Genomic DNA, 17,967 nt, shown 5'->3' with positions numbered 1-17,967 from the left:
AACTCTCAAACTAGTCGCTTTTGAATATTTGGCAACTTTTTCGGTGCAATCCGCGAACCGCACCACAGGTGCCGCATTTATTGGGTAATAATCGAAATTCTCGCGGTATTTGGATAGACGGCTCTGTTATGTACGGCGCAACTTTGAGCACCGCAATGAATATAAATAAACGGTTACATTCAAACGCTGTTGTGGCCTGTTTCGCCGTGGCGGGCATACCCACAGAGGAGGGGCGATGAGCGAACCCGGACAGAAACTGCGCCTTGGCGCGCTGGTTGCCTTGGTGGTGGGGTCGATGATCGGTGGCGGGATCTTTTCGTTGCCGCAGAACATGGCAGCGCGTGCCGAAGTCGGCGCCGTGCTGATCGGCTGGGCGATCACCGCCGTGGGTATGCTGGCGCTGGCCTTCGTGTTCCAGACCCTGGCCAATCGCAAACCTGAACTGGACTCTGGGGTGTACGCCTATGCCAAGGCAGGCTTCGGTGAGTACATGGGGTTTTCCTCGGCCTGGGGCTACTGGATCAGCGCCTGGATGGGCAACGTCGGGTATTTCGTGCTGCTGTTTAGCACCCTGGGGTTCTACTTCCCGGCATTTGGCCAAGGCAACACGCCGTTGGCCATCGGCTGTGCGTCGCTGCTGCTGTGGGCAGTGCACGTTCTGGTGCTGCGCGGCATCAAGGAGGCTGCGTTCATCAACCTAGTGACCACCGTGGCCAAGGTGGTGCCGCTGCTGATGTTCATCGTGATCGCCGCGTTCGCCTTTCGCGCCGACATCTTCACCCAGGATGTCTGGGGTTTCGCCAACCCACGGTTGGGCAGTGTGCTGGAGCAGGTACGCAACATGATGCTGGTGACGGTGTTCGTGTTCATCGGTATCGAGGGGGCCAGTGTGTATTCGGGCCGGGCGCAGCGCCGCGCGGATGTTGGCAAGGCCACGCTGATTGGTTTTCTCGGGGTGCTGGCGTTGTTGGTGTTGGTCAACGTGCTGTCGCTGGGCGTGATGACCCAGCTGCAACTGGCGGGTTTGCAGAATCCCTCGCTGGCCTCGGTGCTGGAGCATATCGTCGGGCCGTGGGGCGCTTTGCTGATCAGCCTGGGGCTTGCGGTGTCGTTGCTGGGGGCGTTGCTGTCGTGGGCGCTGCTGTGCGCCGAGATCCTGTTCGCCACGGCTCGCGACGGCACCATGCCGCGCTTCCTGGCTCGGGAAAACGCTAGGCATGTGCCGGCCAACGCGTTGTGGCTGACTAACACGATGATCCAGGCTTTCTTGCTGATTACGCTGTTTGCGGCAAGCACCTACACCAGCTTGATCTACCTAGCCTCGTCGATGATTCTGGTGCCGTACTTCTGGTCGGCGGCCTACGCGATGCTGCTGGCGCTGCGCGGTGAGACTTACCAGGGCCAGGCGGGCGTGCGGCGCAAGGACTTGCTGGTGGCGATGATTGCGCTGGTCTATGCGATCTGGCTGCTGTATGCCGGCGGACTCAAGTACGTGTTGCTGTCGGCATTGTTGTATGCGCCGGGGGTGATTTTGTTCGCGCGGGCCAAGCATGAGCAGGGGCAGCGGCTGTTCACGGGATGGGAGACGCTGATCTTCGCTGCCGTGCTGCTGGGCGCCGGGGTTGCGGCTTATGCCTTGCACGCGGGGATTTTGAGCCTCTGATCCCTAGGATTGCGCAAAACGTTGCCCCGTGTAGGAGCGGCCTTGCGCCGCGAATGGGCCGCTCCTACACAAGGCGGGTGTTACCAACTGGGCTTGCTTGAGCCCAGCTCGCAAGCCCCGTGGTCCCACGCCATCAGCGCCTCGCCGACCTTCAACGGCCCCTTGAGCCGATGTGCAGGGCCCCAGGGCGTATGTTCGAGCGACGGGTCGATGTCATCCGCCGACTCGGCGGCCAACGGCAGGTCTTCTTCCACCGTGCCGCGCTCGACCAGCAACCGCGCAGTGCGCGCCAGTGACAGCCGCGCTCGGCAGCTCTGGCCACTGCGCAGCCGCTCACCCAGCGCGCGGATCGCCTCGGCGGCCATCAGGTAGCCGGTGGCGTGATCCAGTGCCTGCACCGGCAGCGGTACGGGGCGCTCGGTTTGTTGCCAGCGCTGACCTGCGTGGGCGATACCGCTGCTCATCTGCACCAGGCTGTCGAAGCCGCGACGGTTCTGCCATGGGCCGCTCCAGCCATAGGCGTTCAGGCTGATATCGATCAGCCCAGGGTTGAGCAGGCGACGCTGCGCAGCGCCCAGCCCGAGGCGCTCCAGAGCGTCGGCGCGGTAGCCATGCACCAGTATGTCGGTGTCGGCGAGCAAGGCCTGGAAGATAGCCTGGCCTTCGCTACTGCGCAGGTCCAGGCGGGCGCAGCGTTTGCCCAGGGTGACTTCGGCGACGGCCGCGGGCTCGTTCCACTCGGGTGGGTCGATACGCAGCACCTGCGCTCCAAAGCCTGCCAGCAGGCGTGTGGCGATGGGGCCGGCGAGGATGCGGGTCAGGTCGAGTACCTTGATGCCGGCCAATGGCCGTGTCTCGCTGCCGTGCCAGGCCAGTGGCACGGCGGTAAACGTGTCGCGCAGCACCAGCGGCTCGGCACCGACCGCCCGGCCTTGGGGGTGCTCGCACCAGTCCAGCTCGTTGCGCATACGTGCCGCGCAGCCGCCAGCGGCCACCACGGCGCTCTCCAAGGTATCGGCGTCCCACTGCGCGACCTGCTTTGCCACGCTTTCGCGCTGAGCCTGGCAGCCGAGTACCTGCAAGGCAGCGGCGCGGTGATGCGGTGCATTGGTGTGCAGGCGAATCCAGCCGTCGCGCGCGGCATAGTCACCTGCAATGGCGTCCCATACCGGCGGTGGCGACCAGCCTTGTGGGCGCAGGCTGCTGGCGAACCAGCACGAGGCCAGGCGGCGGTCGACGCGGACCAGCGGACAGCGTTCCAGCGGGGCTTCGAGCAGGTGCGCCAGGGCCAGGCCACAGGCCGCGACGCTGGCCGCGGCAAGCTCGGTGACGGCGAACGCCGAGGGCAGCGCGCCGATACCTTGCCAGCGCACGGCGTCGGTATCGAGGTTCAGGGCCTGGGCGATGGGGGTGAGCAATGTCTGCATGCAGGATCCTCCTGGGTGGCTCCATTGCAGTACAGCTTCTTCGCGGGTGCAACCCTGGCGTCGTTGCCGTTCGACGTCACCCCAGTGCGCGGGCGCTCGGGGCGCGACCAGATCCACAGGTTGCCCAAGGTCATCCCGGCGATGGCCAGGAACACCGGCCAGTGGTGATCGAGGACGCTCAGCATCAGGCCTGCGCACAGCAGCATGCTGAGGGTCGCGCTGAGCTTGGCGCGGCGCTGGATCACCTTGCCGTTACGCCAGTTGTGCAGGATCGGCCCGAACAATCGGTGCTGTTCGAGCCAGGCTGACAGGCGCGGCGAACTGCGGGTGGCTGCCCAGGCCGCGAGCAGGATGAACTCGGTGGTCGGCAGCCCTGGGATGACGATGGCCACCAGGCCAATGCCCAAACTCACGTAGGCGAGGATCGCGTAAAGTAGGCGGGACAGCTTGGAGCGGGCGATTTGGGTCATGGTCTCACTGCAAACGGTGCGGTCGCCCGCAGGCGACCGGGTAACGCGTGTCAGGCCAGCGCGGCGTCGGCCGCGTAGGCATGCTTGAGCAGTTCGGTGAAGCGCTCGAAGGCTGCGACTGCGCCGCGTTCGGCGGCGGCGTCTTCGGCCGGCGACAGCGCCAGGCTGTCGAGCATACGGGTGAACTGCTTCCAGCCTTCGGCACGGCCACCGGCCGGCTCGCCAAGGTGACGGGCGCCAAAGTTATCGGACAATCCCAGGGCCACGGCGCGCTTGATCAGGAAGGCAGCACCCAGTTTGGAGCCTTCTGAGACGAAGATCCAGCCCAGCGCTTCACCCAGGCTCGGCGCTTGCAGTGCGCCGGGGATCGGCGCGGGTACTTCGGTGTCGAGGTCGCTCAGGTCCAGGCGGGCCTGTTCGGCGCGGCAGCGGGCGGCCAGGTCAGGCACCAGGGCGATCAGTTGCGGGTCGTTGTAAAGCGCTTGCAGCTCGGATTGGAACAGGTACTGGGCGACCACGAAACGAGCGAAGGCTTCGCGGCTGTCGAACGGTTTGTGGGATTTGACCAGGGCGTCCAGCGCGGTATGCGGGGCGTGGGTAACCTGGTTCAGGCGCTGGGAGCGCAGGGCTGGGCGATCGCTCATGAGAAGTCCTTGAGTGGTGAGGGCGTCTAGTGACAAGACGAAGAAGGCGGCGCAGGAGCGTAAAAAAACACCTGCGCCAGGCGCCGCATCGCGGGGCGAGGCCGCTCCCGCGAGGGCGCAAGCGTGATCGGATCAGATATCCCACACCACGTTGATGGCGAAGTTGCGCCCTGGCATGGTCAGGCGGTCCAGGTTGGCCGGCTGGGTGGCACCGGCTTCGCCGATGGCGTCGTAGCCGCGTACGTCATCCCACTGCCAGTATCGCTTGTCGGTCAGGTTGTACAGGCCAGCATTGACGGTGATGTCGTCGGTCACCTTGTAGAAGCCAGTCAGGTCCAGCACACCATAGCCTGGGGTCTTGAACTGCGAACTGGTGCCGTCGGGGGCAAAGAAGGTGGTGTCGTCGACACGGTTCTTGCGCTTGACCAGAGTCCAGCTCAGCAAACCGCCGTAGTGCTGCTGCTCGTAGCCCAGGCCGAGCACTGCGGTCAGCGGGTTGACGCTGTTCAACGGCTGCCCGTTGTCGTCGTTGCGACCGTGGGCATAGGCCAGCGAGCCCTGGGTGTACAAGCCTGGCGCAGCACCGAAGGCGTCGAGGTTCAGGCGACCCTTGAACTCGGCACCTTTGATGGTCGCGCGCTTGATGTTGCTGGCTTGGAAGGTCGAGGTCAGGTTGGCCGATTGCACGGCGTCTTCGTTGATGAAGTCGCGGTACTTGTTGTAGAACACCGCCACATCGAAGTTGCCGCTCTCGAAGTTGCCGCGCAGGCCGGTTTCGTAGCTCTTGCTCTTCTCCGGCTCAAGGCCTGGGTTGGGCTTGACGCTGTAGCCGACAGTGGAGTTCTCGAAGCGGCCGTACATCGACTTGGCGGTTGGCGTGCGGAAACCTTCGGCGTACTGGCCGTACCAGGTGTAGTGGTCGTTGAAGGCGTAGGTCACACCGAACTTGGGTGAGACGCGGTGCCACTTCTTGGCCGAATCATCCAGATCGTCCAGGGTGCCGCCGTTGGCTGCCGCGCCGCGCAGGAAGGCGTCGGTGAATGTCGGGTCGAGCTTGGTGTAGTCGTAGCGCGCGCCAGGCAGGAAGGTCCAGTTGTTCCAGCGGATCTCGTCCTGCACGAACAGGCTGTAGGTGTCGATGGTTGGATCGGGGAAGTCGCTGACCAGCGCCTGGCCATCGGTCGGCCGGTTGGCGCCCACACTCGGGCAGCCGATGCCCACGGCCAGGCACGTGCCGGTACCGCTGCGGGTGCCGGTGACCTTCTCATGCTTGACGGTGGTGCCATAGGTCAATGTGTGATCGGTGGCGCCGATGCTGAACGCTTTGTCGAACTGCGTGTCGAGCACCCATTGGCGATCCTTGTAGGTGGTATCGCGGGTGCGCAGTACGGTGCGAGTGAAGGGCGAATACACCTCTTCGGTGTACTGATCGGTCTTGGCGATCTGGTAGTTCAAGCTCCACTTCACGTGGTCGGCCACCGACGATTCCAGGCCGAATTCGTGGTTGATGCCGAAGCGCTCGCGGGTGACGCTGTCGTTGCCGCTGCGCGCCTTGTACATGCCCACGCCGACACCGTTGCCGAACGGCCCGCCGACAACGCTGAGCAGGTTCTGGTCGCGGTCATCCTTGTAGCGTTCGTAGGTGAAGCCCAGGCGGGCGTCGTCGGCGTAGTTCCAACCCAGCTTGGCCAGCACGTTGGTGGTGCGTACGTCCTCGGGGTTGGCCTGGGTGCGGGCAAGGCCGGTGCCGCCGGTTTCGCCGTATGACTCGGTCTCGTGGCCATTGCGCTGGCTCAGGTGCAGCAGGCCGTCGAAGTCGCCCTGGCGGCCGGCGACGGTGGCGGAGGTCAGCCAGCTTTCGTCGGCGGAGCTGTAGCCGGTCTTCAGGCGCGCGCCGACATCCTTGCCGGGCTTGATGATGTCCTCGGGGTCGAGGGTGAAGTAGCTGACCGCACCGCCAATGGCGTTGCTGCCGTACAGCACCGAGGCCGGGCCGCGCAGGATCTCGACGCGCTTGACGATTTCAGGGTCGACATAGTTGCGCTGGGTCTGGGCGAAGGGGCCGTAGAAGAAGCTATCCGGGATCGAAACCCCATCGACCTGGGTCAGGATGCGCTCGCCGTCGATACCGCGGATGTTGTAGCCATTCAGGCCACTACGCTGGCCTACACCGCCCACCGACACGCCTGGTTCGTAGCGCACCAGCTCCTTGATGCTGTTGACGTTCTGCCGGTCGAGCTGCTCGCGGCTTTGTACGCTGACGGTACTGGGTACCTGGCTGATGTCCTGGGCGTTGCGGGTGGCGCTGACGGTCATCTGTTGCAAGGCGATGGCGTTGCCAGCGGCTTGGCGCTCCAGCACCACGTTGCCATTACCGATCGTGCGATAGCGCAGTCCGGTGCCGTGCAGCAGGCGCTGTAGGGCGGCCTCCGCCGTCAGCGAACCTTGCACGCCCGGCGAGGCGATGCCCTCGGCCAGTTCGGCGCTGAAACCGACCTGCCAGCCGGTGACCTGACTGAACGCGTTGATGGCTTGCACCAGCGGCTGCTGGGCAATGGCGAAGCGGTAGTCGCCCATCCGCGGGCTGCTCGCCTGGGCCGGTTCCATGGCCAGCGCCGGCAGGCTGCCGGCGCTGGCGAGTAGCGCCAGGGTCAGCAGGGACAAAGGGCCGCAACGGCGGGAAGAAATGGAGGGGCGGAAAGGACCTGAGGACATCGAAAGCGCTCCCTGTCGCGCAAGGTTATAGGCAGTGGCTGTTCTCGGTTTCGAAGTTTCGAACGAGAATCAATCGTATTGGCTATAACGAGACGGATGGGGTGTGCGATTCGCGTAAAAAAACTGTCGGTCAGTTCAGGATGACCAGGGCGGGGTACTCGTGTAGCTGCGCGGAGGTGATGTGCGCCAGCGCGCGTAGCGTCTCCAGGGGTTGATCCAGGCGGTAGTTACCGGTGACTGCAACCTGTTCGAGGGCGGTGTTGCGGTTGATGATCCAGCCGGGGTAGTAACGGCGGACTTCGGCCAGGACCTGGCTCAACGGACAGTTCTCGAATACCAGGCGGCCGTCGATCCAGGCCAGGTCCTGGCGCAGGTCCGGGCGTTGACGTGGGCCAAAGCCCTTGGGGCCTAGGCTGATGCTCTCGCCTGCGCTGAGGCGGATGCGCTGGTCGGTGGCGGCTAGGACATCGACATCGCCGCGCTGCACCCGCACTTGTGCCTCGCCGTCCAGGTAGCGCACGGCAAAATCGGTGTCGCGCACGCTGGCGCGCAGGGGGCCGGCCTGGACCTCCAGCGGCGTGTGGTCGCTGCCAGCGACCTGGAAATACGCCTCGCCCTGCAGCAGCCGGGCAACCTGGTGCCCATCGCGCACATCGCTGGCGAACGCCGAGTTGGTGTTGAGCAGCACCTTGGCGCCGCTGTTCAGCTCCAGGCGCTGGCGCTCGCCGACCACGGTCAGGTGGTCGGCTTGCAGGCGCACCGGCAGGTTGCCGAAGGTGAACAGCCCGACCAGCAGCACGGCGGCGGTGGCCAGGGGTTTCCAGTGGCTGCGCAGGCGCCCGCCCAGGGAGCGGCGGCGGACCACGTGCAGGGTGCTGGCGGTATGGCGCAACGCTGCCCCGTTCCACAGCGCCTCGACTTCGATATACGCCTCGGCGTTTTGCGCAGCCGCGCCCAGCCACTGTTCGAAGGCTGCGGTGTCCTGCGCGCTGGCGCATTGCAGGCGGATCAGCCAGTCCATCGCCTCTTCGCGAGCACGAGCGCGGGCGTCAGGCTCGGCGGGTGTCGGGCGCGAGGAGGGCAGGTCGGTCACGGGGAGTCCTTGGGGCGATTTCTTGCGCATGATCAGCGCTGGCCCGGTGCAAGGCAAGGGCTTTGCGCGCCGTCGCGGCCAGTTGCCGAGTCACTGGTGACGATCGGCCACGCCCATGCAAATGGCCATGATCAGTTTCAATTCCTTTTGCACCGTGCTTGCCGAGACTTGCAGTTGTTCGGCGATTTCCAGGTAGCTGGCGCCGTGCAAGCGGCTCTGGATGAAGATGCGTTGCTGGCGTTCGGTCAACTGGCCAAGACTTGCGCTCAAGTGCCTGAGCAACTGCTCGGCGTGGGCTGCGTCCTCACTGTTGCCCACAGGCGCCGCGACGTTGTGCAGGACCTGCTCGGGTACATCGTCGACCAAGGTGCGCGCTTGCACCCGACGGGCGCGCAGATGGTCCAGGGCGAGGTTGCGTGCGGTCTGGAAAACGAACGGTTCGAGGTGCTCGATGGGGCGTTCGCCCAAGGCACGGGTGACCCGCAGGTAGGTCTCCTGCAACAGGTCCTCGGCGGTGCTCGGGTTGCCCACCATGCGCTGCAGCGTGCGCAGCAGGCTCAGGCGCTGGTTGAGGAAGACGGAATTGAACCGGGACTGACTCACGAAGAAACCTGGTGGACTGAGAAGAGAATGATAATGCTTATCATTAATGCTCAAGGTCAAGCGCGCAAATGTCACCGTCAGGTAAAGATTGGGCTGTGCAGGGGCTTGCCGGGACGCCGCAACGGGCCGCAGGGCGGCCCCGGCAATATTCAAGTCAGTCGCATGATGTTCAAGCGCCCTGTTACTTGGCGCGCAACAGTGCCAGGCAGCTGTCCAGCATGCGGTTGGAGAAGCCCCACTCGTTGTCGTACCAGGCCAGCACCTTGAGCATGCGCCCGTTGGCGCGGGTGTGGTTGGCGTCGAAGATCGACGACAGCGGATTGTGATTGAAGTCGCACGACACCAGTGGCAGGGCGTTGTAACCGAGCACCGGCGAGTGGCGGCTGGCCTCGAGGAACGCCTGGTTGACCGCCTCGGCGGACACCTCACGCTTGAGATTGACCGTCAGGTCCACCAGCGACACGTTGATCACCGGTACGCGCACCGCCATGCCGGTCAGCTTGCCGGCCAGCTCCGGCAGCACCAGCCCTACCGCTTCGGCCGCGCCGGTCTTGCTGGGGATCATGGATTGGGTGGCCGAGCGGGCGCGGTAGGGGTCGCCGTGGTAGACGTCGGTAAGCACCTGGTCGTTGGTATAGGCGTGGATGGTGGTCATCAAGCCTTGTTCGATGCCGAACTCGCGGTGCAGCACCTGGGCCACGGGCGCCAGGCAGTTGGTGGTGCATGAGGCGTTGGAGATGACCTGATGCGAGGCGCGCAGCACGTCATGGTTGACCCCATACACCACCGTTGCGTCGGCGCCTTTGGCCGGTGCGCTGATGATCACCTTGCCCGCGCCTGCGCTCAGGTGTGCGGCTGCCTTGGCGCGCTCGGTGAACAAGCCCGTGCACTCGAACACCACATCGATCGCCAGGGCCTTCCAGGGCAGCTCGGCCGGGTTGCGAATGGCGCTGACGGCGATTCTATCGCCATTGACGGTGAGGCTTTCATGGTCGGCCTCGACGTTGGCGTCGAATATACCGTGGACGCTGTCGTACTTGAGCAAGTGGGCGTTCATCGTGCTGTCGCCCAGGTCGTTGATGGCGACGACCTGCAGGTCCTGACGATAGCCTTGCGTGTACAGTGCGCGCAGGACATTGCGCCCGATACGGCCGAATCCATTGATGGCGATGCGAAGGGTCATGGCGTTACCTCTGGCAGTCGGGTGAAGCCTGTGGCACAAAGAGCAGCTTCACTGAAACGGTTTTGTTATTGGAATTACAAGATTATTCACTGTCGGATAGAAAACAAGCCTTTTTAGTGGCAGTATTTTGTTAAATCTACAACGAGTGGTCGGAAAGCCGCTCCACGCTTGCCCTCAGCGCCCTTCACATGAGCCTAGGCCGCAATCGTTTGGAGGGGAAATGCCGCAAGCCACCCTTACCGTTAGCCTGGAGTCCAGTACATGCACCCGCGCATCCTTGAGGTCACCGAACGGCTGATCGCCCGCAGCCGCCGCACCCGTGAACGCTACCTTGAGCTGATCCGTGGCGCGGCCAGTGACGGCCCCATGCGCGCCAGCCTGCAATGCGCCAACTTCGCCCATGGCGTGGCCGGCTGCGGCGGCGAGGACAAGCAGACCTTGCGCCTGATGAACGCCGCCAACGTGGCCATCGTCTCGGCCTATAACGACATGCTCTCGGCGCACCAGCCCTATGTGCATTTCCCGGACCAGATCAAGCAGGCGCTGCGCGAAGTCGGCTCGGTCGGCCAGTTCGCCGGGGGCGTGCCAGCCATGTGCGACGGCGTGACCCAGGGCGAGCCGGGTATGGAGCTGGCCATCGCCAGCCGTGAAGTGATCGCCATGTCCACCGCCATCGCCCTGTCGCATAACATGTTCGACGGTGCGCTGATGCTCGGCATCTGCGACAAGATCGTCCCTGGCCTGATGATGGGCGCGCTGCGCTTTGGTCACCTGCCGACCGTGTTCGTGCCTGGCGGGCCGATGGTCTCGGGCATTTCCAACAAAGAGAAGGCCGACGTACGGCAGCGCTATGCCGAGGGCAAGGCCACCCGTGAGCAACTGCTCGAGTCGGAAATGAAGAGCTACCACAGCCCCGGCACCTGCACGTTCTACGGCACCGCCAACACCAACCAACTGGTGACCGAGGTGATGGGCCTGCATTTGCCGGGAGCCTCGTTCGTCAATCCGTACACACCGTTGCGTGATGCGCTGACCGCCGAAGCGGCGCGCCAAGTCACGCGCATGACCAAGGCCAGCGGCAGCTTCATGCCAATTGGCGAGATCGTCGACGAAAAAGCCTTGGTCAACGCCGTGGTCGCACTGCACGCCACGGGCGGTTCGACCAACCACACCCTGCACCTACCGGCCATCGCGCAGGCCGCCGGCATCCAGCTTACCTGGCAAGACATGGCCGACCTCTCCGAAGTGGTGCCGACACTGTCCCACGTCTACCCCAACGGCAAAGCCGACATCAACCACTTCCAGGCCTGCGGTGGCATGGCGTTGCTCATTCGCGAGCTGCTCGACGCCGGGCTGTTGCACGAGGACGTCAATACCGTGGCCGGCCCTGGGCTGCGCCGCTACACCCAGGAGCCGTTCCTCGACGACGGCCAGCTGGTATGGCGCGAAGGCCCGACCCAGAGCTTGGACGAAAACATCTTGCGCCCGGTGGCGCGGCCTTTCTCGGTCGAAGGTGGACTGCGGGTGATGGAAGGCAACCTGGGGCGCGGGGTGATGAAAGTGTCTGCCGTGGCACTGGAGCACCGAGTCGTAGAGGCCCCGGCACGGGTGTTCCACGACCAGCAGTCGCTGGCCGATGCGTTCAAGGCCGGCGAGCTGGAGCGCGACTTCGTTGCGGTGGTGCGCTTCCAGGGACCGCGCTGCAACGGTATGCCCGAGCTGCACAAGCTCACGCCGTTCCTCGGTGTGCTGCAAGACCGCGGTTTCAAGGTGGCGCTGGTCACCGACGGGCGCATGTCGGGTGCCTCGGGCAAGATCCCGGCGGCCATCCACGTCTGCCCGGAAGCTTTCGACGGTGGGCCGCTGGCACGTGTGCGCGATGGTGATATCGTGCGTGTCGATGGTGTCGAAGGCACGCTGCGGGTCATGGTCTCGGCCGAAGAGCTGGCCAGCCGTGAGCTGCCCACCCCGCCTACAGGGAACGACCTGGGGTGCGGGCGCGAGCTGTTCGGCTTCATGCGTGTGGCGTTCAGTCCGGCGGAAAAGGGCGCGAGCGCCTTCACCTCGGCGTTGGAGACCCTCGAATGAAGGCTTTGCTGGTCGGAGATATCGGCGGGACCAATGCCCGCTTCGCCCTTTGGCGGGACAACCGGCTGGAGGCGGTGCAGGTGTTCGCCACCGCCGACTACACCAGCCCCGAGCAGGCCATCGAGGCGTATCTGGCCGACCAGCACATCAGCCGCGGCGGCCTGGCGGCAGTATGCCTGGCGGTGGCGGGGCCGGTGGAGGGCGATGAGTTCCGTTTCACCAACAACCACTGGCGCCTGAGCCGCACGGCGTTCTGCCAGGCATTGCAGGTACAGCAGCTGCTGCTGATCAACGATTTCACCGCCATGGCCCTGGGCATGACCCGCCTGGACGCGGGCGAGTACCGCGAAGTGTGCCCAGGCCAGGCCGATCCGGCACGCCCGGCGCTGGTGATCGGCCCGGGCACCGGCTTGGGGGTGGGCAGCCTGCTGCGCCTGGGCGAACAACGCTGGATGGCGCTACCCGGCGAGGGCGGGCATGTTGACCTGCCGGTGGGTAATGCCCGCGAGGCCGCGATCCACCAGCACATTCATCGCCAGATCGGCCATGTCAGTGCCGAGACCGTGCTCAGCGGCGGCGGCTTGGTGCGCTTGTATCAGGCCCTGTGTGCGCTGGACGGTCATCACCCGATTCACAAGACCCCGGCGCAGATCACCGATGCGGCCCTGGCGAACGAGCCCCAGGCGCTGGCGGTGATCGAGCAGTTCTGCCGTTTCCTCGGGCGGGTGGCGGGCAACAATGTGCTCACCCTGGGCGCGCGCGGTGGGGTCTATATCGTCGGTGGGGTGATTCCGCGTTTTGCCGAACTGTTCCTCAGCAGCGGTTTTGCAGCAAGCTTCGCCGAAAAAGGCTGCATGAGTGGCTATTTTGCCGGGGTGCCGGTATGGCTGGTTACCGCTGAATTTTCCGGGTTGTTGGGGGCCGGGGTGGCGTTGCAGCAGGCGCTGGATCACTGATCGCCAGGGCTGCATGGCAGCCCTAGTACAGCAGGCATTAAGATCTGCGACAGACCAAAGGAAGGACCATTGTGAGCACTGCCGGTAAATCGATCCTGATGGTCGACGACGACCAGGATATTCGCGAACTTTTGCAGACCTACCTCAGCCGCTGTGGCCTGCACGTGCACGCCGAACCCGATGGCCAGGGGTTTCGCCGTGCTCTGGAAGCAGCACCTTACGACCTGGTGATCCTCGATGTGATGCTGCCTGACGAGGACGGCTTCAGCCTGTGCCGATGGGTGCGCCAGCATCCGCGTCAGGCGCAGGTGCCGATCATCATGCTCACCGCCAGCTCCGATGAAGCGGATCGGATCATCGGCCTTGAACTGGGCGCCGATGACTACCTCGGCAAACCCTTCAGCCCGCGCGAATTGCAGGCGCGGATCAAGGCGTTGCTACGTCGCGCCGATTTTACCCAGGTCGCATCTCCCAGTGCCGTGCTGGCCTTCGATGACTGGCGCCTGGACACGGTCAGCCACCGACTGTTCCACCGCGACGGTGAAGAGGTGATCCTGAGCGGTGCGGACTTTGCCTTGCTCAAGCTGTTCCTCGACCACCCTCAGCAGATTCTTGACCGTGACACCATCGGCAACGCCACCCGTGGGCGCGAGCCGATGCCGCTGGACCGCATCGTCGACATGGCGGTCAGCCGTCTGCGCCAGCGCCTGCGTGACACCGACAAACCGCCGCGGCTGATCCGTACCGTGCGTGGCAGCGGCTACCTGTTGGCGGCGCATGTCTGCCCGGTCTAGCGAGCGGCGCCGGCGTCTGCTGCCACGCTCGCTATTGGGGCGCATGCTGCTGCTCACCCTGCTGGTGGTGGTGTTGGCCCAAGGCCTGTCGAGCCTGATCTGGGTCGCGCAACTGCGTGCCAGCCAGTTGCAGGGCCTACGTGCCAGTGCCAGCAGCCTGGCCCACTCGATGAGCGCCAGCGTCAGCTACTTTCGCTCGCTGCCGGTCGCCTACCGGCCCATGGTGCTGGACCAGTTGCGCAGCATGGGCGGCACGCGGTTTTTCGTGTCGCTCAACGTCAAGCCCCTGGACATGCCGGTGTTGCCGGTCACCCCGCGCAAGCAGGCGGTGATCGCGGTGTTCGAGCAGGTGCTGCATGAGCGCTTGGGGTCACAGGTCGAGGTGGATGTGGCGTTCGTGCGGCCCGATGACCTGAGGATTTTCAATAGCGGCCTGAAGCTCGACGAACTGCCGCGTTCGTGGGCGCATTATTCGTTGACCCTGGAACCGCTCAACCCGCCGGTACTGGTTACCCAGATCCGCCTGGGCGAGGGCGAGTGGCTGTACATCGCTTCGCTGTTGCCCGAGCCCTACACCAGCCTGGAGACCGAGCGCCTGCCACGCCAGCAAATCGGCTTCATCGCCCTGACCACGGCGATGCTGCTGGTGTTCATCGGCCTGCTGGTGCACTGGCAGAGCCGGCCGCTCAAGCGCCTGGCCCGTGCGGCGCGAGAGATGTCGCTGGGCGCCAACGTGGCGCCGGTGGCCGAGGGCGGTGGCAGCGAGGTGGAGGATGTCGGGCGGGCTTTCAACAGCATGCGCGAGCGCATCAGCCGCTATCTCACCGAGCGCGCCCAGCTGTTCAGCGCGATTTCCCACGACTTGCGCACGCCGATCACGCGTCTGCGCCTGCGCGTCGAGCTGCTGGAGGATGAGCAGTTGCAAGCGCGTTTCAGCCGCGACCTCGACGAGTTGGAGTTGCTGGTCAAGGGTGCGCTGCAATGCGTGAAGGACACCGACATCCACGAAAACATCGAGCCGATCGACCTCAACCAGGTCCTGCACATGCTTGCCGAACCGTACCTGGAGGATGGCCGCATCACTGTCGAGGGCTCGGCGCTGGCGCCGTATCCGGGCAAGTCGCTAGCCCTGCGCCGCTGCATCGGCAACTTGATCGATAACGCCATCAAGTACGGTGAACGCGCGCGCTTGCGCATCATCGACAGCCCGCAGAGCTTCGTGCTGCAGGTCGACGATCAGGGGCCGGGAGTGCCGGAACAGCGTCTTGAGCAGGTGTTCGAGCCGCATTTTCGTCTGGCCGGACAACAGCAGGGCTACGGGTTGGGGCTCGGTATCGCGCGTAACATCGCGCACAGCCACGGCGGCGAGGTGAGTTTGCTCAACCTGCGTGAAGGGGGCTTGCGGGTGACCCTGTACCTGCCGCGCTCAGTGGAATAAGCGACGCCTGTAGGAGCGGCCTTGTGTCGCGAACGGGTCGCAAAGCGGCCCCAGGATTTCAGCCACGGCACATACCGTCGGGGCTGCTACGCAGCCCTTTCGCGGCACAAGGCCGCTCCTACAGGGATTCATGTCACGGCTTGGTGACAATCCTGCCAGCCTTCGTGACATCCAGCCCACGACGGCTGGCTAGACTCGGCTGACAACAACAAGGACGCCCACGCCCCATGACCCACCGTTGGCTCGACTCTCCCACGCATCACGCCTGGCTCACCCAAGAAGCCCTGCGCTTGCTGGCTTTCGCCCGTTCTGCGCGCTTGCCCGAAGGCTTTGGCAACCTCGATTACGAGGGCCGCCTGCCGCGTGGCGCCAGTGCCGAGACCCTGAACACGGCGCGCATGACCCACAGCTTCGCCCTGGCCCACCTGCACGGCATCCCCGGGTGCAAGGACCTGGTCGAGCATGGTGTGGCCGCCCTGCAAGGCCCGCTGCACGATGCCCAGCATGCAGGCTGGTACGCCCGACCCGGCGGGCGCGGCGAGGACGCCAAGACGGCCTATCTGCACGCCTTCGTCGCCCTGGCGGCCAGCTCGGCGGTGGTCGCCGGGGTGGACGAGGCGCGGGCGCTGCTGCGCGATGCCATCGAAGTCATCGACAGGCGCTTCTGGAGCGAAGAGGAGGGCGCCTTGCGCGAGGCCTTCAGTCGTGACTGGCACACCTGCGAGGCTTACCGGGGCGCGAACAGCAACATGCACGGTGTCGAGGCCTTTCTCGCCCTGGCCGATGTCACCGGCGATACGCGCTGGCTGGAGCGCTCGCTGCGTATCGTGCAGCGGCTGATCCTGGCTCAGGCAGCCGCTGATGGCTACCGCGTGACCGAGCATTTCAATGCGCATTGGCAAGCCCTGCCGGAGTACAACCACGACCAACGCGCGGACGGGTTTCGCCCCTACGGCACCACGCCTGGCCACGCCTTCGAGTGGGCGCGTCTGCTGTTGCACCTGGAGGCTGCGCTGCAACGCGCCGGCCTGGGCGCGCCTGGCGAGCTGTTGGTCGCTGCCCGCGGCCTGTTCGACAGTGCCTGCCGCCACGCCTGGCAGGTCGATGGTGCTCCAGGGTTGGTCTACACCCTCGACTGGCACAATCGTCCGGTGGTGCGCGAACGCCTGCACTGGGTTCATGCCGAGGCCTGCGCCAGCGCCGCGGCGTTGTTGCAGCGCACCGGCGAAGCGCAGTACGAGCGGTGGTATCGCGGCTTCTGGGATTTCATCGCCGAGCACCTGATCGATCATGCAGGCGGCAGTTGGCACCACGAACTTGACCCTGACAACTGCCCCAGTGCGCGCATCTGGGGCGGTAAGCCAGACCTCTACCACGCCTTGCAAGCGGTACTGGCACCTCGCTTGCCGCTGGCCCCGAGCTTCGCCTGCGCGTTGGTTATGTAACCAAGTGATGACATTCGCGCATCCGTTCGTTACCTGATCGGCTGCGCGGCTTACTTACACTCCATTGCAATGCAAGCGACAGTCTTGCCACGCATAACAACAAGAAAGGTATTTCCCATGTATTCGACGCTTCGTCTCGCCGCCGCGATTTCTCTCGCATCCATGTGTTCCCTCAGCGCCCATGCCGCCGATTCCAAAGGCAGCGTGGAAGTGGTCCATTGGTGGACCTCCGGTGGCGAAAAGGCTGCGGTCGAGGTGCTCAAGGCCCAAGTCGAAAAGGACGGCTTCACCTGGAAAGACGGTGCTGTGGCCGGTGGCGGCGGTGCCACCGCCATGACCGTCCTCAAAAGCCGCGCCGTGGCCGGTAACCCGCCAGGCGTCGCGCAGATCAAGGGCCCGGACATCCAGGACTGGGCGGCCACCGGCCTGCTCGACAGCGAGGTGCTCAAACCAGTCGCCGAGCAGGAGAAGTGGGACAGTCTGCTGGACAAGAAAGTCGCCGATACCGTCAAGTACGACGGCGACTACGTGGCAGTGCCGGTGAACATTCACCGCATCAACTGGCTGTGGATCAACCCGCAGGTGTTCCAGAAGGCCGGTATCGCCAAGGCGCCGACCACCCTCGATGAGTTCTACGCCGCCGCCGACAAGCTCAAGGCCGCAGGCTTCATCCCGCTGGCCCATGGCGGGCAGCCGTGGCAGGACAGTACGGTGTTCGAAAGCGTGGTGCTGTCGGTGATGGGGGCTGAGGGCTACAAGAAGGCCCTGGTCGATCTCGACCCGCAGGCCCTCACCGGCCCTGGCATGGTCAAGTCGCTCACCGAGCTGAAAAAGGTCGCCACCTACATGGACCCGGACGGCAAGGGCCAGGACTGGAACCTCGAAGCGGCCAAGGTCATCAACGGCAAGGCCGGCATGCAGATCATGGGCGACTGGGCCAAGAGCGAATGGACCCTGGCCAAGAAGACTGCTGGCACCGACTACCAGTGCGTGCCGTTCCCTGGCACCGAAAAAGCATTCCTCTACAACATCGACTCGCTGGTGGTGTTCAAGCAGAAGAACGAAGGCACAGCGGCTGGCCAACAGGACATCGCCCGGCAGGTGTTGGGTGAGAACTTCCAGAAGGTATTCAGCATCAACAAGGGCTCGATCCCGGTGCGTAACGACATGCTCGCGGACATGCGCAAATACGGCTTCGACGCCTGCGCCCAGACCGCTGCCAAGGACTTCCTGGCGGATGCCAAGTCCGGTGGCTTGCAGCCGAGCATGGCGCACAACATGGCGACCACGCTGGCTGTACAGGGCGCGTTCTTCGATGTGGTGACCAACTACATCAACGACCCGAAAGCGGATCCAGCGGATGCGGCCAAGAAGCTCGCCGCAGCGATCAACGCCGCCAAGTAGCCACTGGCGAGCCCGCCCCCGCAGGTGATGTGGGGGCCCTATCT

The 17,967-nt window shown here is 64.7% G+C and carries 13 protein-coding genes and 1 pseudogene; 7 read left to right on the top strand and 7 right to left on the bottom strand.

The window, feature by feature from the left end; genetic code table 11:
• Positions 1–235: 235 nt before the first annotated feature.
• Positions 236–1,663, top strand: coding sequence for an arginine-ornithine antiporter (gene arcD, locus FEM01_RS07475; RefSeq protein ID WP_138218796.1), 1,428 nt, complete (start codon positions 236–238; stop codon positions 1,661–1,663).
• Positions 1,664–1,743: 80 nt separating this feature from the next.
• On the opposite strand, the gene FEM01_RS07470 is transcribed toward arcD, so the two are convergent.
• From FEM01_RS07470 to gap, 7 genes and pseudogenes are all read right to left on the bottom strand, one after another.
• The gene (locus FEM01_RS07470; RefSeq protein ID WP_138218795.1) at positions 1,744–3,090 is read right to left on the bottom strand and encodes a CoA transferase; all 1,347 of its coding nucleotides are present in this window, start codon (positions 3,088–3,090) and stop codon (positions 1,744–1,746) included.
• Positions 3,091–3,164: 74 nt separating this feature from the next.
• Positions 3,165–3,560: pseudogene (locus FEM01_RS07465) on the bottom strand (YbaN family protein); the annotation flags it as partial.
• A gap of 50 nt (positions 3,561–3,610) precedes the next feature.
• Positions 3,611–4,204: a biliverdin-producing heme oxygenase gene (locus FEM01_RS07460; RefSeq protein ID WP_138218794.1), complete on the bottom strand. Its 594-nt coding sequence runs from the start codon at positions 4,202–4,204 to the stop codon at positions 3,611–3,613.
• 132 nt (positions 4,205–4,336) lie between these two features.
• Positions 4,337–6,919, bottom strand: coding sequence for a TonB-dependent receptor (locus tag FEM01_RS07455; RefSeq protein ID WP_138218793.1), 2,583 nt, complete (start codon positions 6,917–6,919; stop codon positions 4,337–4,339).
• Positions 6,920–7,049: 130 nt separating this feature from the next.
• Positions 7,050–8,012 (bottom strand): FecR family protein, encoded by a 963-nt coding sequence (locus FEM01_RS07450; RefSeq protein ID WP_138218792.1) that lies wholly within the window; start codon positions 8,010–8,012, stop codon positions 7,050–7,052.
• A gap of 90 nt (positions 8,013–8,102) precedes the next feature.
• Positions 8,103–8,615, bottom strand: a complete 513-nt coding sequence (locus tag FEM01_RS07445; RefSeq protein ID WP_138218791.1) for an RNA polymerase sigma factor — start codon at positions 8,613–8,615, stop codon at positions 8,103–8,105.
• Between the two features lie 181 nt (positions 8,616–8,796).
• A complete protein-coding gene (gene gap, locus FEM01_RS07440; RefSeq protein ID WP_138218790.1) occupies positions 8,797–9,798 on the bottom strand; it encodes a type I glyceraldehyde-3-phosphate dehydrogenase in 1,002 nt (333 codons plus the stop codon).
• A gap of 261 nt (positions 9,799–10,059) precedes the next feature.
• On the opposite strand from gap, the gene edd reads away from it, so the two are divergent.
• The 6 genes from edd (at position 10,060) to FEM01_RS07410 (ending at position 17,923) form a co-directional block, all read left to right on the top strand.
• On the top strand, positions 10,060–11,886 hold the full coding sequence (edd, locus tag FEM01_RS07435) for a phosphogluconate dehydratase (protein ID WP_138218789.1): 1,827 nt from the start codon (positions 10,060–10,062) through the stop codon (positions 11,884–11,886).
• Positions 11,883–12,842: a glucokinase gene (locus FEM01_RS07430; RefSeq protein WP_138218788.1), complete on the top strand. Its 960-nt coding sequence runs from the start codon at positions 11,883–11,885 to the stop codon at positions 12,840–12,842. Before edd ends, FEM01_RS07430 begins: the two co-directional genes overlap by 4 nt.
• 71 nt (positions 12,843–12,913) lie before the next feature.
• Positions 12,914–13,636, top strand: coding sequence for a response regulator (locus FEM01_RS07425; protein WP_138218787.1), 723 nt, complete (start codon positions 12,914–12,916; stop codon positions 13,634–13,636).
• Entirely contained in the window at positions 13,620–15,074 is a 1,455-nt protein-coding gene (locus FEM01_RS07420; protein ID WP_138218786.1) for an ATP-binding protein, read from the top strand. The genes FEM01_RS07425 and FEM01_RS07420 overlap by 17 nt, the downstream gene beginning before the upstream one ends.
• A gap of 227 nt (positions 15,075–15,301) precedes the next feature.
• Complete coding sequence (locus tag FEM01_RS07415) at positions 15,302–16,519, top strand: AGE family epimerase/isomerase (protein WP_138218785.1); 1,218 nt, start codon at positions 15,302–15,304, stop codon at positions 16,517–16,519.
• 117 nt (positions 16,520–16,636) lie between these two features.
• The gene (locus tag FEM01_RS07410; RefSeq protein ID WP_138218784.1) at positions 16,637–17,923 is read left to right on the top strand and encodes an ABC transporter substrate-binding protein; all 1,287 of its coding nucleotides are present in this window, start codon (positions 16,637–16,639) and stop codon (positions 17,921–17,923) included.
• Positions 17,924–17,967: the final 44 nt, after the last annotated feature.

The sequence above is a fragment of the Pseudomonas mosselii genome (assembly GCF_005796105.1).
Classification (GTDB): Bacteria; Pseudomonadota; Gammaproteobacteria; order Pseudomonadales; family Pseudomonadaceae; genus Aquipseudomonas; species Aquipseudomonas mosselii_C.
The sequence above is the reverse complement of the archived record's forward strand: the minus strand, read 5'-3'. Positions and strand labels throughout refer to the sequence as shown.

Coding starts and splice junctions, on each gene's coding strand:
- FEM01_RS07460 (WP_138218794.1), bottom strand. CDS start 4,204: ATGAGCGATCGCCCAGCCCTGCGCTCCCAGCGCCTGAACCAGGTTACC.
- FEM01_RS07455 (WP_138218793.1), bottom strand. CDS start 6,919: ATGTCCTCAGGTCCTTTCCGCCCCTCCATTTCTTCCCGCCGTTGCGGC.
- gap (WP_138218790.1), bottom strand. CDS start 9,798: ATGACCCTTCGCATCGCCATCAATGGATTCGGCCGTATCGGGCGCAAT.
- arcD (WP_138218796.1), top strand. CDS start 236: ATGAGCGAACCCGGACAGAAACTGCGCCTTGGCGCGCTGGTTGCCTTG.
- FEM01_RS07410 (WP_138218784.1), top strand. CDS start 16,637: ATGTATTCGACGCTTCGTCTCGCCGCCGCGATTTCTCTCGCATCCATG.
- edd (WP_138218789.1), top strand. CDS start 10,060: ATGCACCCGCGCATCCTTGAGGTCACCGAACGGCTGATCGCCCGCAGC.
- FEM01_RS07430 (WP_138218788.1), top strand. CDS start 11,883: ATGAAGGCTTTGCTGGTCGGAGATATCGGCGGGACCAATGCCCGCTTC.
- FEM01_RS07420 (WP_138218786.1), top strand. CDS start 13,620: ATGTCTGCCCGGTCTAGCGAGCGGCGCCGGCGTCTGCTGCCACGCTCG.
- FEM01_RS07470 (WP_138218795.1), bottom strand. CDS start 3,090: ATGCAGACATTGCTCACCCCCATCGCCCAGGCCCTGAACCTCGATACC.
- FEM01_RS07415 (WP_138218785.1), top strand. CDS start 15,302: ATGACCCACCGTTGGCTCGACTCTCCCACGCATCACGCCTGGCTCACC.